We start from the raw sequence: 15,034 nt of genomic DNA, 5'->3' as shown, positions 1-15,034 counted from the left end.
GAATCTACAATGAAAAAAACAACTCAAATGATCGCCGCGGCTTGCCTGACGGGATGTCTGTCTGCCGGAAGTCTGCTTGGATCAGGAGCTGCTTTTGCAGATACGCGTGGACTGACTGCCGCCGTGACGCAAACTTCCGAAGCCGCTTCGGCAAAGCCCGCTACTCAGACGATCCAAGCGACAGCAGGCAAATCTTTTGAAATTTCGCTCGAAGAAAATCCATCTACCGGATATGCCTGGTCCTATAAAGCCGATCCGGCTCTTACCTTAATTTCGGAAAAAAGTGTCTCGCTCAACGAAGAACCGACGATCGTGGGCGCACCGGATCAGAAAACCTGGACCTTCCAAGCCCAAAAAGCCGGAACCTACAAAATCCAATTCGATTACGCCCGCCCGTGGGAAAAGGATAAAGCACCCGTTCAATCGCAAACGTATATCGTCCATGTTCAAGCCAGCGGAAAAAGCACCGTTCAACCGTTGTCCGTTCTGAAGAAGAAAACAGTGAATGCCGTGAAAAAAAGCGAGCCTTTCCGCGTACGGCTTGAAGAGAACGGAACGACCGGATACGGCTGGACTTATAAAAGCAGCAGCGCGGCAGTCAAGTTGATCGGTGAAAAAAGCGAACCCACTAACACCCAAGCGAATATCGACGGCGCACCTGAGCAAAAGACCTGGACATTCCGCGCGGATCAACCGGGAACCTATACGCTGACTTTCGTTTACGCGCAACCTTGGGACACGAACGGCAGTGCGGCGCAGACGATTACCTACACCGTTAACGTTAAAGGTTAGAACAGGTATTCAGTTTTGGTTGATCAGGAGGTTGCCCCTTTGTTCATTTTGGAAAATTATCGGTCTCAGCTCACGTCTCGCGCTTCTCGTTACGTCCGACGTTTGCTTACGTGGGTACGTTCGCTTCACGCATCCACGGGTTCGGCTTCCTCGTCTCGGCAGCCGCTTTCGGCGGCAACGACATGGGACCGCGAGGAAGCCAACCGTCGCACGGAGCATATCATCGATACGTACGGCAACTCGATACTGCGCTTGGCCTATTCGTATATTCACAACTTGACGGATGCCGAAGATCTGCTTCAGGAGGTACTGATCCGCTACTTGCGTTCGGCGCCTTCTTTCGAGAGTGCCGAACATGAGAAAGCCTGGCTGCTGCGGGTCACGATCAATCTCAGCAAAAACAAAATCAAATTCAATCAAAGACGCCATACATCCGAGCTGATCGACGCCGACTTTTACACCGAGGCCGAATCGGATTTGAAGATCGTATGGGAAGCGGTGAAAAGTTTGCCGAGCGCGTACGCGGAAGTGCTGCATCTTTTTTACCAAGAAGGCTATCCGACCGAGCAGATCGCTTCGCTGCTGTCCAAAAAAGAATCGACGGTTCGTTCGCTGCTGCACCGGGGCCGGGCGAAACTCAAGGCTGTGCTGAAGGAGGAGTATGACTTTGCCGAGTAAATACAACCGGATCATGGAGCGCGTCGAGGTGACACCGGAAATGAAGGAGCGACTGATGGCAAATCTCGCGAAGCAACCCCTTTCCAAGTTGGCTCACTCACGATCGCGCACCCGGAGATGGCTGAGCGAAAGTCGCCGATTCCTGTATGTTGCAGCCTGCTTGCTTATCCTGGCGGGAGGTGCATTCGTGGCCTACGATAGCTTGGTCCAAGACGGAGTCGGCAATCCCCCTATTGAGACGGTGAACGGAAACGAAGAGTTTGCATCGCTAGGCGAGTTGTCCGCTCATATCGGATTCGAGGTCAAAGAAATTACGGAGCTTCCTTTCGTGCCGACCGAAACGCTCTATATCTCGATCGCGGGCGATATGGCGGAAATCCGATATGCAGCCGGAGAGCAAGCGCTCGATCTTCGGATGAGCCGCGGCAGCGGAGACAACAGCGGCGATTACGAGTCGTACCCTGATATTGCGGAACTCCAGGTATCGGGACGTAATGTGACGGTTAAAGGAGACGCGGACGGATACAAGTTGGCGTTATGGGAGGAAGGCGGATTTACGTACTCGATACGCTCCAGCGACAGCATCAGCGAAAAGCAGATGTCGGATATCGTAAATTCGGTCCGTTAGCCTACCTTTCGATCTATAACTTCTGTATCGTCCGTGCGCGGAATCACAAGCTCATCCGCCGAACCCTTTTATACTGGAAAAGAACCCAGACGAGGAGGAGACGGAATTGGCTCACCATTATACAAAAGTAGATAAAGACACCTGTATTGCGTGCGGTGCCTGTGGGGCGACAGCGCCTGACATTTTCGATTACGACGACGAGGGGCTGGCTGAAAATATTAGGGCTGGCGACGGCAATCGAGGGATCGTGCCTATTCCCGAGGAACTTGAAAGCGATCTGGAAGATGCCGTTGACGGCTGCCCGACAGATTCGATCTTGATTGCGGAGGTTCCGTTCGGAGGCGACCATGAATGATCTTATCGATCGGGTCGATTCGGCGGATAAAAGGCTGCAAATCAAGCGGGTATATGATACTCCGGCCCAAGAAGACGGTTTTCGCGTGCTGGTGGATCGGCTATGGCCGCGCGGGCTGTCCCGTGAGCGGGTGAAGTTCGACGAATGGATGCGCGAGCTGTCACCCACCCCGTCGCTGCGCCGTTGGTTCAGTCATACACCGGAACGTTTTGACTATTTCCGCGAACGCTATTTGGCTCAACTGGACGATGGCGAGGGGAATACGGATCGCGCCGCGTTCCTGCTCCGCCAAGCCGAAAAAGGTCGGGTCACGTTATTATACGGAGCCAAAGATCCTGTTCATAACCATGCCGTTGTGTTAGAGGAATGGTTAAGGCGGCAGGCCGGGAACTGAGGGTCAGACCAACTGGAACCGTTTTAAAAATGAAGACCTTTACGATGTGCCGGGCACGCCGTAAAGGTCTTTTTATTTTTGAACAAAGCTGTGGCTTAGGCAGTTGTGTTGCCGGTTAGGACGTTTTTCGTTAATGCCCGAGCATAGCCGTACAGAACAAATACCGCCGCACCGATCAGAACGACGCCCATCCATGCAGGAGCGGAGTGACCCAGCAGGACGTAAAGTTGACCGCCGAGCAGCGGACCCGCCACGCGCGCCAGCGATTGAATCGCTTGGCTGCCGCCTTGGATACGTCCTTGCTCGCTATCATCGACCGATTTTGACAGCATGCCGTTGAACGAGGGACCGAAGACGGAATCGCCGAAGCCAAACACGAACAATCCTGCGATCAGCAGCGGGTAGAAAGCGAACAGGGCGGAGGCCGCAATCAGCACGTAGCCGAAGATTTCCGCGACCATCCCAAGCATGGCGATTCGCGAATCGGAAAGCTTTTTAAGCAGGATCGGCATCAGCAAAGCTTGAGATAAAATATCCTGGACGCCGATGATCGAGAACAGAAGCCCGATTGCTGCCGGCTGCCAGCCGAATACGTCGATCGTGAACTGCGGGAAGATCGATTGGAACGAGCCGTTGGGAAGCCAAAGCAGGAATCCGGCAATCAACAGTCTTTGTAAGGATTTAACGGCGAGAATGCTGCGAAGCTGGATAAAAGGATTCAAACGTGAAGCGGTGATCTTGTTCAGGCGTTGAGCGGGCTTTAACGTTTCCGGCATCACCAGCAGTCCGAACAGGAACGTAAGCAGCGTGACCGCGGCACCGGCGAACATCGGCACGGCATACCCGTATCGGGCAAGCAATCCGCCGACGACGGGTCCGAGAATCGTTCCGGCTCCGGCAACCGCGCCGACCCAACCGAAGTAACGGGTGCGCTGCTCGCGAGGCGTAATGTCCGCAAAGTAGGCGAAAATCATCCCGATACTGCCGCCGGTGACGCCTTCGATGATTCGTCCGACGAACAGTACCCAGAGCGCGCCGCCCAGACCGAATACCGTATAACCGATCGCAGAACCGAGCAGGCAAAGCAGCAGCAGCGGGCGACGTCCGAAGCGATCACTGAGAGCGCCTATGGCCGGAGCGGCGAGGAACACGCACAGCGCGTAGATCGAAGTTAACAGAGTTACGACCGTCGCTTGATCCGAAGCATGATGAACGTAAGGCTGGACAAGAAAAGGAACAACGGGAGCGATGATCGTAAAGCCGATCCCGCAAAGGAATACGGCCATGAGGCCGAAAACGAGAGCCTTTTTATCGATGGTTGGAGAAGAGGGAGATGGATTTGCGGATTTGGATGTTGTCATAGATAAGGGTTACTCCTTCATGATGTTTATTTAGTTTCCTAGGAAACAAGATAAATGTACGATATTTTTGTTTCCTTGTCAACAAAAAAACCGGAAAGAAAAAGCAGCTTCTCTGTGAAGGTAGAGAAACTGCTTGTTTTTCGTTCATTCGACAATCGGACTTTCTTCGAGTCGAATGCCTTGTTTGTTGATCTCGGCATCGAGATGTTGACTGTACATATCCAGAAACCGGGACATGGTCTTGTATTGCTCGTCGCTAATTTTTTCGAAAACGACATCGTCGCGACCACGGAACGAACGATGCAAATTCTCATGGATATCGAAGACTTCCCGACCTTGCGGAGTAAGGCGGAAATAAATCTCTTTTTTGTTCTCCGGCCCTTGATAGCTTTCGATAAGCTTTTTGTCCAGCAGCTTCTTCGTAATCTTGCTAATCGCTCCCCGAGTCATATAAAAAGCTTCCGCCAACCGCGTCACATTCGGGTCGACGTGCTTGCCGATATATTCGATACAATGTACCTCGGAAGGCTTATGTCCTTTAAGCTTTTCTTCCATCTCGCCTCGATTTAGCCAAACCAGCTTATTAAACACCGACCTGAATTCTTCCAATATCTTTTCCTGCTGACTCATGTCTGACCTCCGATCCTCGATACTTTCTATTATATCCAATTTTTGTTTCCTATACAACAATGCAAAAAAGGCGACTATTCAATAGTCGCCTTCAGATTGTCGAGAAAGCTAGATAGGTGCGGGAAGCGAGAATACTGCGAGAAAAATTCGTTCCGGTCGCGTGTTGAAATCGGAAAAAGGATTGAATTTTAATGGGATTTTTCCGATTTCAAAGGCGAGCACTATCGTTCCTTCACTGAATTTTTCTCTCCGTCTTCTCGCTTCTAGTTGGGTTGGAGCTTTCTCGACACGTTGAGCGACTATCACACGGTCGCTTTGCTTTAATCTTAAAAAAAATGTATCGCGGAGTGTGGCGAAGCAGGCGGAGGGAAAAATTCAGTTAAAGACGCCTTTGAACCCGAAAATGGGGGAGTGGCATCGATGCCACTCCCCCATTTTCGGGTGAGACAGCGGCTTGAACGAAATTTTCCCTCCGCCCTCCGCCTCAGTCACTCCCCGATCACTACTCGCCCGGAATGTCGCCGATACCAGATCGCACTCGCGATCGCGATCCCTGCCGAGATCGACAAGCCCCAATAAATATTGGAGTAAGCCGTCGACAATGGGAGGGTATGCTGCCATTCCAGAGCGGTTGTGGCCATCGCAACGCTAAACGCACCGCTGAAAAATTGTAGCAGTTGGAACAATCCCATACCCGAACCGATCGACGATTCCGGAAGAACGCGGGACATTTCGTTGGACAAACTGCTCGACAGCGCCGTAAACGACATGCTTAGAATCATATACGTGAACATCGCCGCGATCCACGAATGTCCGATCAGCAGAGCGAACAATAACGTCGATAGCAAAAGCAGCGGTGGACCGTAACGCAAAATGCCGTGGTTGCCGTGACGGTCGATGACTTTCCCGATCTTGCGCGATGCGATGATCGCAAGCAGCGAACCGGGGAAAATCACAAGCCCCGCATGGCCTACCGTAAAGTCGAAATTCTTTGTCAACACCTGCGGAAGCAGGAACAGCGTCGAGAAGTTGCAGATATAAGCGGTCATGCCTGCGAGTGCCAACAACAGATACCGCCGGTTCGCGAACAGCGAAGGCAAAACGAACGGATCAGGCGTCAAACGAATCCGCAGAACGAACAAGACAAGCGCTCCGACGCCCAGAGCGAGCAATGCCCAGATCTGATTGGTCAAAAACAACAGCAAGCTCGTGATCCCGACGGCAAGCAGCACGCCGCCGATCGCGTCGAACGAACCGCGTTTAGGCAATTCTTTCGGCAACAACCAGGCGAACAGCGGAAGCAAGAGCAGGACGATCGCCGTGATCGCGAACAACCAATGCCAGCTCAGATTTTCCACGACCAAGCCGCCTACGACCGGGCCGAGTCCCAAGCCCAGAGCAACGGCAGACATAATGGTCGCCATTGCGGAACCGCGCCGTTCAAGCGGTATGTATCTGGTAAATAAGACCATAGCCAGCGATACGGTTCCTCCGGCTCCGGCTGCCTGAATGATTCGGCAGAGCAGCAGCACCAGGAAGGATTGACTGAAGAAGCCAATCAAACCCGCTCCTCCGAGCGCCACCAGACCGATCATCAGCAACCGGCGCAGCGGCACGAAATCGGACAGACGGCTAAATGTGATCGAGGAGATCGCGAACATGATCGAGTATCCGGTCACGATCCAGGATGCGGAAGTGGCGGAGATCCGGAAATCGGAGGTTATGCCCGGCAGCGCCATGTTAAACATGGCCGTGTTCATCACGACAAGGATGACGGCCACGCTGAAGACGAGAATCGTCAAGCCTTCGCGGGCCAGAACGCCCGATACGGAAGGCTGCGGCGCTTCGGCCGCGTAAGAGGTGGCAGTAGGTTTCATGATAAATTCTCCTTTTTCGATAGTTCGGTAATTAACGAACAATACGAAGTATAGCAGGAGAATGAGGAAAATGACAATTAAAAATTTGAATGCTTACAAATGCCGATTCGGCAACGCAATCAACGCGGAGCGGATTCGACGTACCTTTTGTATTCTGACGGCAGAGCGCCCACAATTCTTTTGAATACGGACGTAAAGTGCTTAGGACTTTGATAGCCAACTAGGCCAGCGATTTCGTACAATTTATAACGATCTTCGATAATTAATCGTTTGGCGAGTTCCATGCGTTGCTGGATCACGTAATCAATAAACGTGATCCCCATGGCTTCTTTGAACACCTCGCTCAAATAACTCGGATTCATACGTACATAGTCGGCGGTGGTTTGCAGCGTGAGATTTTCGTTCAGATTCGCGCGGATAAAGTCTTTGACCCGGACAATCAGAGGAGACTCGGTTTGCTGTCGGCTTTTTTGCGCATAGAACAAAATTTCCTCGACTAGCATATTGAGTTTGTTGATCCACACTTCCCTGGATAGAGAATGATTGTCTTCACCGGGAAGTTCCATGCGCAAAGGGTCTATCACAAGGTATTGCGGCACGCCGCATTGATTCGCAAACTGTCCTAAAATAGCCAGACAACCGATAAATCGATCTCTCCAATTTTCGGGTTGAGCCTCAAGAAAAGCCTGAGTGATCAGATTTTGAATTCGAGCTTGCTGCCCTTGCTTTAAAGCATTTAACCATCCGACGGTGTCCATTTCAGTGTCTGAAGTCAATTGGAAACGAATCTCCATTTTGGCCAGTTTCCAAGAAGAAGGCAGTTGAAGCAAATGTTCAAAAACCGGACCGCTTGCCATTAACATCGGAATCCGGGCATGTCCTTTGGCGAAGCGGAAAAAGTCTTCTTCGAAACGGATCATTTGTTCTTTGAGCGTGAATTCGTCCGACGACCAATGCAACACCATAATCATATGATCTTCGGCACGGATAACAACGCTTTGATTAGGAATCAGTTCCTGACACGTTTTTAAAAGAAAATAGAAATAGAGACTGCGGTCATGGGCATCGACGGAATGAACATTCAAATACACCGCAGCCAGTCCGAAAAAAAGGTCGGTGATCGGAAGGCCCAAACGATGCAGACGGTCTTCGCATGTTTTGGCCGTATGGCTTTTACCGTTCAATAGTTGATGCAGCCAGTATTCGATCAATTGCTGAGACTGTTCGCTTTCTTCGAGTTTTTGATGCGACGTATTCAATACCATAGCTTTGACCTGGTTCAGTTTATCGATCAAAATAGGTTCTTCGACAGGTTTTGTGATGTAATCGACCGCACCCATAACCAGCATTTGACGCACGTAAGAAAAATCCGTATATCCGCTCAAAGCAAGAAACAAAGGCGTTTGCGCCTCGCGTTTAAGTTCGGCATACAGCTCGATCCCGTCCATGATCGGCATGGAGATATCCGTTAGTACAAGGTCCGGTTTGACGTTTCGAATCAATGCCAAAGCTTCGCGCCCGTTGGTCGCTTCTCCGCACACTTCCCACTCGGGAGCGATTCTTCGTATCAAAGCTTGCAGCCCTTTGCGAATCATGGGTTCGTCATCCACGATCACCATACGAAATGTATTCATGGTCCAAATCATCTCCTTTTCCGTGGCGTTTCGGTATTTGATTACAAGGAATCCGGCAAACGACAGACGTACCGCGATCTTCGCGGCTGTCGATTTCCAACCCGTATTTGTTTCCGTAAGACAATTTGATCCGCCGTTGAATATTTAACAATCCGATACTGGCTTCAGGCGACGGTTCATCGGAAGACAAGCGGATGCGGCTTCGAACCGCTTCAAGTCGTTCCGGCGTCATCCCTGCACCGTCATCCGTGATCGCGATTTCGATTTTTGCATCTGCTTGGTTTTCGGCGATATGTATGCGAATCAGACCGGGACGCGAAATGGGCCGCAGTCCGTGCAAAATGCTGTTTTCCACAAGCGGTTGAATCAGAAAAGCGAGAATCGGTATGTTTTTCGCGCTTTCGCCGCATTCGATTTCGATGGTTGGTGGGTAAGACAGGCGTGCGGATTGCAGCAGCAAATAATGTTCGATGTAGTCCAGCTCTTGCCGGATCGTGACCCAGCTTTGCTGCTGAAAGTTGACTTTCAACAATTTGCCTAATGAAGCGATCATTTTGACCGTTTCCGGATTGCCTTCCGTTTCCGCCGTCATACGGATCGTTTCCAAAGTGTTGAATAAAAAATGCGGATTGATTTGGCTTTGCAAAGCCGAAAACTGAGCGTCGCGTTGGCGGATTTCGGCAACGTAAGAACGGTCGATCAGCTCTTTGATCCGCGTTGTCATCTGATTGAAACTGTTGCCGAGGTGAGCGATCTCGTCTTGAGATTTCGCCCGGAATTTCAGGTTGAACTCTCCGTATTCCGCTCTTCGCATCAATCTTCGCAATTGTTCGAGCGGCAGCGTCACTTTTCGGGAAAACCATCCCGAAAAAAGAACGGCAGCCAAGATGGCCGCAACCATGATCAGAAGAGACGTCAGCAGCATTTCTTTGCGATTCAAAACGGAATTTAGCGGGACGTCGAGCCGTATCGTCCATGGGATCGTTTCCAAATTTGCTTCGGCTTGCAGCCATTGATGGGCATCCAAAGCGGGAGCCGGCGAAGTAATCAAGTTCCGATCCATCGAATAAATGATTTGATTTTGCTCGTTAACGAGGGTCAAGGAAGAGCCTTGTTCAAGTTCGACATTGCGAAGAAGACGATCGATCTTGGAAAAATTGATATCCAACACAAGCATGCCGTAAGGCTGATTGAGTTCGAAAATATTCAATTGCCGGAAGATCGAAAACATGGGCGTTTCGGTTTGGCTATTGGAAGGTCGGACCAGGGTCGTGTTCGAAACGGCGGATTTCCCATGTTTTTTGACCGCTTCAACAAAAGCCGACGTCGATTGAGGCGCATACACGTACTGCTGATCTTTCTGATACAGATTCAGGCTTCCGCCAGCCCGATCGAAGACGTGAACGGCCATGATATCTTGCGAATTCGGATACAAATACGTGTTTCGAATATAGTTTTCCAATTGCGTCGTTTCGTTCAATTTTAAAGAGTCTATCGATTTTCCGGTAATCAGCCGTTCGATTTGAGTCCGATCGTAAAGCGGTTGGATCGTGGACGATACCAGTTCCGACACATAGACGTCCAGATTGAGCGCGATTTGATTGGAGATTTCATCCATCGTAACCTCCATGTTTTGTTTCGTGTTCGATAAATGAATCAGATAATGGCAGTACGAGACGATTACGATTAAGATGACGATAATCAATGTATAAGACAAATTCAGCTTTTGCTTGAACGTCATATTTAATCTCTCCTTGTTAAGACCCAGTATAAGGGAAGACAATTGTGTGTAAAAGAATTCATATTGAAGAATCCGAAGAATTCGTCCTTATCCGAAAAAAACACCGCTTACCGTGAATCTAATGTCGTGTCACGATAAGCTTGTACCTTAAAACTTGCGTATAGGGGGAACCAATATGTTCAAACGTTTGACTTTCGGTTTGCTGATTTCCGCTTTTTTGATCTTGGCGGCATGCGGATCCAACGGTAATGCAAACAGTGAAAATGAAAGCGATAACAAATCTGCGGATTCGAGTATCGAGCTGAAAGTATCGTTGACAGCGCAAGACATGAGCGGCCTGGAAACGTTGGCCAAGCAATACGAAAGCGAAAACGAAGGCGTCACGATCAATGTGGATCGCGCGCCCGACAATCAGTTTAAACAAACGTTGGGCGCGCAGCTCGCTTCGCAAGAAGCGCCGGATCTGTTCGTACAATGGCCGGGTCTCAGTAAGATCGGACTCAGTATCGACGCCGGATATTTGGCGGATCTGAACGATGTGGCTCCGTTGAAAAATATCGACGAGAGTTTGCTGAAAGGATTTAGCAAAGAAGAAAAGGTATACGGCATTCCGTGGAGCAAAAACTATTTGGCGATGTTTTATAACAAAGACGTATTCGAGAAAAATCAGATCGAAATCCCGACCGATTGGGAATCGTTTTTGGCTGCATGCGAAAAGCTGAAAGCCGCAGGCGTCACGCCGATCGCTTTGGCCGGCAAAGAAGCGTGGAACGTACAGCTTCCGTGGTATGCGCTAGCTCCTTCGACGGTGTATGCGCAAGATCAGGACTGGGATCAAAAGCGTTTTGATAACGAGGTTCAATTCGCTACCTCCGATTCCTGGAAAACGGTAGCGCAGCAATATAACCAACTGTTCCAAAACGGATATTTCGACGAAAATACGCTCGGCATTTCGTACGAATCGGCAAAAACGGCGTTGGGTACCGGTCAAGCGGCAATGATGATCGACGGCAACTGGTCGATCGGCGGTTATGAAGAGATCGCCAAAGCCAACAATATCGAGATCGGCATGTTTGCGCTACCGGGCAACCAGGCAGGCGAAGATATTTGGTTGTCGTCCGCGCCGTCGACCGGATTAGCCGTGTGGTCGGGGGGCAAACAGCAGGAAGCAGCGAAAAAATTCCTTGCCTACGTATTCAGCGATGAAAATTACTTGACGTTAATCGGCCCAGGACAATTTTCGACGCTCAAAACGGTACAACCGGAAAGCGCTGAGATCACGGCGGATATCGTGGACGTGGTGCAAAACGCGCCTTCGTATCAGTTTTTGGATATCGGCTGGCCGGCAGGCCCGAATGTCGATGCGTTCAACCAGGGCACGCAAGCGGCGTTGGGCAAAGCGACAACGTTTGAAGAATTGCTCACTGTTGCCGATCAGTCTTGGGATAAAGCCGTAAGATAGAGAAAGAAGGGATTGCGAATGCGCCACAAATCCAAATTGCAAAGGGTACCCTATACCTTTGTATTGCCTGCTTTATTGTTATATCTGATGTTTTTCATTTATCCAAGTATACAGAGTTTTTACTACGCGTTGACCGATTGGAATGGAATTAATCCCGATTTCAACTTTGTAGGGATGGAAAACTTTTTGGGGCTGATGGACAATATGCGTTTCCAGGCCGCTTTTAAAAACACCTTGTTGTACGCGGTAGGGCTGACATTGGGGCAAGCGATTTTCGGACTACTGTTCGCTCTTTTGCTGCATGGCGGCTTCAAAGGCCAGAGTTTTTTCCGGTCGGTCTTTTTCAGTCCGCAAATCATGAGTCTGCTTGCAATCGGTTACATCTGGGCGTATATCTATGACCCGACGACCGGAAGCCTGAATACGATTTTGAATTCTTTGGGATTGTCCGGCATGGCTAAAAACTGGCTGGGCGATCTGGATCTGGCTTTATGGTCGGTAATCGCGGTAAGCATCTGGCAAGGCGCAGGATGGTGCATGTTGATCTTTTTGGCCAATTTACAATCGGTTCCCAAAGATCTGTATGAAGCCGCGTCGATCGACGGAGCCGGTACATTCAAACAATTTTTGAACGTTACGTTTCCGCTGCTGGGTCCGGCGATCACGATCACTCTGGTTACGGGGATGATTAATGGGTTGAAAGCTTTCGACTTGATTATGTCCATGACCAAAGGCGGGCCGGGGTATGCAACCGAAAGTATCAGTACGGTCATGTACGACACGGCATTCACCCGCAATTTATTCGGCGAAGCGCAAGCCATGGGGATGATTATGTTCATTGTTATATTTATCATCACCATCATTCAGCTTACGGCATTGAGAAAGCGGGAGGTGGACGTATGATGCGAACGACGTCAATATGGAAAAGCTATATACGCTGGGCTATCGTGGCTTTATTGTCGGTGTTTTATTTGTATCCGCTTTATATGCTGACTGTACTCTCTTTGAAAACAAATGAGCAGATGTTTGCAAGCGCGTTCGGTTTAAAAGGCGGATTTCACTTTACCAATTATGTGGAGGCTTGGACGCGGTCCAACTTCGGTCAAGCCCTTTTCAACAGCAGCCTGATCAGTATCGTTTCAGTCTCCTTCATTATTTTGTTCGGCGCGATGGCTTCGTACCCTCTGGCCAGAAGATCGGGCAAGCTTTCGGTACTGTTAAGTTTGTTTTTCGTCGTGGGTCTGATCGTTCCCGTGCAGCTCAATTTGATTCCATTATTTAAAATGATGAACAGTCTTCAATTGAATCAATCGCAGCTCGGGGTCATTTTGCTTTATATCTCGTTCGGGATGCCGTTGACGATCTTTCTGTTCAGCAGTTTTATGCGTTCTCTGCCTATGGAATTGGAAGAAGCCGCGCAGATCGACGGATCGTCGTCAGTCGGCATCTTTTTCAAAATTTTGCTGCCGCTATTGAAACCGGTAGCGGCCAGCGTGTTGATTCTGCAATTTCTTCATATCTGGAACGACTTTTTCCTTCCGGTCGTGTTTTTAAACACAGACAGTTTGCGTACGGTGCAAGTAGCCGTCTATTCGTTTTCCGGACGCTATAGCAACGATTGGGCGCATATGTTTCCGATGATCGTCATTTGCGTGGCGCCTGTAATGCTTTTGTATATCTTTTTGCAACGGTACATCATTTCGGGAATCATGTCGGGAGCGGTAAAAGGATGATACAGGAATGGAAAAACATAAAAGCGAGCAAAGATCCGCGAATGACCTACTTCGTCCATCCGGTTCGGATCGTATGGCAAACCACGGAAGCTTCGGCGATTGATCAAGCCGGGCTGCTGTTATCGGAAAAAACGGCACAACCGATTCATGATTCTTCCCGTCGCCCGACTTGCGTGATGCACCATGACGGACAAGCACCTGGAATCGTGCTTGATTTCGGCGTCGAACTTCATGGAGGCCTCGAACTCAGTGTCGGCATGGGCAACAACAGCCAGCGTTCTTATGCTTCGTTTCGTATTCGTTTCGGCGAATCGGTCATGGAATGTATGAGCGAACTCGGCGGCGATACGAATGCGACAAACGATCACGCGATGCGCGATCTTCGCTTGCAAGTCCCTTATATGGGAGCGGAGCGAATCGGCAATACCGGTTTTCGCTTCATTCGGATCGACTTTACCGATGAGCATAAGCAGATTCAATTGATCGGCGTGCGCGCGATCGCGATCATGCACGACCTGGAATACCGCGGCAGTTTCCGTTCAAGCGATCCTTTGCTGGATCGGATCTGGAGCATCGGCGCTTATACCGTACATCTGAATATGCAGGAGTATTTATGGGACGGCATCAAGCGGGATCGCTTGATATGGGCGGGAGATATGCACCCGGAAACGTCCGTGATCCAGGCCGTGTTCGGGTATCACGACGTCGTCCCCCGAAGCCTCGATTTTATTCGGGACGAATACCCGTTGCCGGAGTGGATGACGACGTTTCCGACCTATTCCGTCTGGTGGATTTTAGTGCATCACGATTGGTATATGCACAACGGCGATCGCGCGTATCTAATGCAGCAGCACGCCTATATGACCGCGCTGCTGCGTCAATTGGCCGACGGCGTCGATGCCGAAGGAAAGGTGAATCTTCCGAATCCGTTTTTGGATTGGCCGTCTTCGACCAATCCGCAAGGGCTTGAAGCGGGCGTCCATGCGTTATTGATCTGGTGCATGGATGCGGGAATCCGATTGTGCGGGTGGATGGACGATGCCGTAACCGCAGAACTTTGCAGCCGCACGGCGCAAAAACTTCGTCAGGTCCGTCCCGATTGCAATAAAAGCAAGCAAGCCGCGTCTCTGTTGGTTTTGGCAGGCCAACTGGAAGCCGAAGCGACCAACAAGCTTGTGATCGCGCCCGGGTCGCCCGAAGGCTATTCTACTTTTTATGGCTATTATCTGTTGAAAGCCCGCGGAGAAGCCGGCGATATTCAGGGCAGCTTGGACAGCATACGCCAGTATTGGGGAGGGATGCTTGAGCTGGGCGCGACGACTTTTTGGGAAGACTTTGATCTCGCCTGGCTGGAAAACGCGGCACGGATCGACGAGGTCGTTCCCGAAGGAAAAGTCGATGTTCACGGAACGTACGGCGGTTATTGTTATCAGGGTTACCGCCATAGCTTGTGCCACGGCTGGGCTTCGGGACCGACTGCGTGGCTTAGCGAATACGTATTGGGCATACGGGTAGAAGAACCGGGATGCCGAACATTGCGAATATCCCCTGCTTTGGGCAATCTGCAATGGGTGGAAGGAACGTTTCCGACGCCTTACGGAACCGTGTACGTCAAGCATGAAAAAGCGGACAACGGAACGATCGTGTCCACGGTTCAGGCACCGGACGAAATTCAAATTATTCGTGCATGAAGCAGGGGTTTTGACACCGGGCACTCACAAATTTTCTGGATCGGATGCGAAAGCGTCC

General features: G+C 50.3%; 14 protein-coding genes. 9 read left to right on the top strand and 5 right to left on the bottom strand.

Translation table 11 applies throughout. From position 1 onward, the window contains the following. Positions 1–9: 9 nt before the first annotated feature. From WKI47_RS14960 to WKI47_RS14940, 5 genes are all read left to right on the top strand, one after another. Entirely contained in the window at positions 10–792 is a 783-nt protein-coding gene (locus tag WKI47_RS14960; RefSeq protein WP_340227951.1) for a protease inhibitor I42 family protein, read from the top strand. A gap of 39 nt (positions 793–831) precedes the next feature. Beyond that, positions 832–1,470 (top strand): RNA polymerase sigma factor, encoded by a 639-nt coding sequence (locus WKI47_RS14955; RefSeq protein ID WP_340227950.1) that lies wholly within the window; start codon positions 832–834, stop codon positions 1,468–1,470. Beyond that, positions 1,460–2,098 carry a hypothetical protein gene (locus WKI47_RS14950; RefSeq protein ID WP_340227949.1) on the top strand — a complete coding sequence of 213 codons (639 nt, stop codon included), beginning with the start codon at positions 1,460–1,462 and terminating at the stop codon, positions 2,096–2,098. The genes WKI47_RS14955 and WKI47_RS14950 overlap by 11 nt, the downstream gene beginning before the upstream one ends. Positions 2,099–2,204: 106 nt before the next feature. Then, entirely contained in the window at positions 2,205–2,453 is a 249-nt protein-coding gene (locus tag WKI47_RS14945; protein WP_340227948.1) for a ferredoxin, read from the top strand. Then, the gene (locus tag WKI47_RS14940) at positions 2,446–2,847 is read left to right on the top strand and encodes a DUF488 domain-containing protein (RefSeq protein WP_340227947.1); all 402 of its coding nucleotides are present in this window, start codon (positions 2,446–2,448) and stop codon (positions 2,845–2,847) included. The genes WKI47_RS14945 and WKI47_RS14940 overlap by 8 nt, the downstream gene beginning before the upstream one ends. Positions 2,848–2,942: 95 nt before the next feature. Here the strand turns inward: WKI47_RS14940 and WKI47_RS14935 are convergent, their stop codons facing one another. The 5 genes from WKI47_RS14935 to WKI47_RS14915 form a co-directional block, all read right to left on the bottom strand. Next, complete coding sequence (locus WKI47_RS14935; RefSeq protein WP_340227946.1) at positions 2,943–4,208, bottom strand: MFS transporter; 1,266 nt, start codon at positions 4,206–4,208, stop codon at positions 2,943–2,945. 144 nt (positions 4,209–4,352) lie between these two features. After that, complete coding sequence (locus tag WKI47_RS14930; RefSeq protein ID WP_340227945.1) at positions 4,353–4,838, bottom strand: MarR family winged helix-turn-helix transcriptional regulator; 486 nt, start codon at positions 4,836–4,838, stop codon at positions 4,353–4,355. 488 nt (positions 4,839–5,326) lie between these two features. Next, on the bottom strand, positions 5,327–6,715 hold the full coding sequence (locus tag WKI47_RS14925) for an MFS transporter (RefSeq protein ID WP_340227944.1): 1,389 nt from the start codon (positions 6,713–6,715) through the stop codon (positions 5,327–5,329). Positions 6,716–6,834: 119 nt separating this feature from the next. Then, on the bottom strand, positions 6,835–8,349 hold the full coding sequence (locus tag WKI47_RS14920) for a response regulator (protein ID WP_340227943.1): 1,515 nt from the start codon (positions 8,347–8,349) through the stop codon (positions 6,835–6,837). Further along, positions 8,318–10,090 (bottom strand): sensor histidine kinase, encoded by a 1,773-nt coding sequence (locus WKI47_RS14915; protein WP_340227942.1) that lies wholly within the window; start codon positions 10,088–10,090, stop codon positions 8,318–8,320. Before WKI47_RS14915 ends, WKI47_RS14920 begins: the two co-directional genes overlap by 32 nt. Before the next feature lie 175 nt (positions 10,091–10,265). Between WKI47_RS14915 and WKI47_RS14910 the strand changes: the two genes are divergently transcribed. The 4 genes from WKI47_RS14910 to WKI47_RS14895 all read left to right on the top strand — a co-directional run bounded on the left by WKI47_RS14910 (position 10,266) and on the right by WKI47_RS14895 (position 14,976). After that, the gene (locus WKI47_RS14910; RefSeq protein ID WP_340227941.1) at positions 10,266–11,552 is read left to right on the top strand and encodes an ABC transporter substrate-binding protein; all 1,287 of its coding nucleotides are present in this window, start codon (positions 10,266–10,268) and stop codon (positions 11,550–11,552) included. A 129-nt stretch (positions 11,553–11,681) separates the two neighbouring features. After that, positions 11,682–12,455 (top strand): sugar ABC transporter permease, encoded by a 774-nt coding sequence (locus WKI47_RS14905; RefSeq protein WP_340227940.1) that lies wholly within the window; start codon positions 11,682–11,684, stop codon positions 12,453–12,455. Beyond that, the gene (locus WKI47_RS14900; protein WP_340227939.1) at positions 12,452–13,285 is read left to right on the top strand and encodes a carbohydrate ABC transporter permease; all 834 of its coding nucleotides are present in this window, start codon (positions 12,452–12,454) and stop codon (positions 13,283–13,285) included. Before WKI47_RS14905 ends, WKI47_RS14900 begins: the two co-directional genes overlap by 4 nt. Beyond that, positions 13,282–14,976, top strand: a complete 1,695-nt coding sequence (locus WKI47_RS14895; protein ID WP_340227938.1) for an alpha-L-rhamnosidase C-terminal domain-containing protein — start codon at positions 13,282–13,284, stop codon at positions 14,974–14,976. Before WKI47_RS14900 ends, WKI47_RS14895 begins: the two co-directional genes overlap by 4 nt. Positions 14,977–15,034 lie beyond the last annotated feature (58 nt).

Origin of the sequence: Saccharibacillus sacchari, assembly GCF_037722395.1 — a bacterium.
GTDB lineage: Bacteria > Bacillota > Bacilli > Paenibacillales > Paenibacillaceae > Saccharibacillus > Saccharibacillus sacchari_A.
Note: the sequence above shows the minus strand (reverse complement) of the source record. Positions and strands in the feature narration are given on the sequence as shown.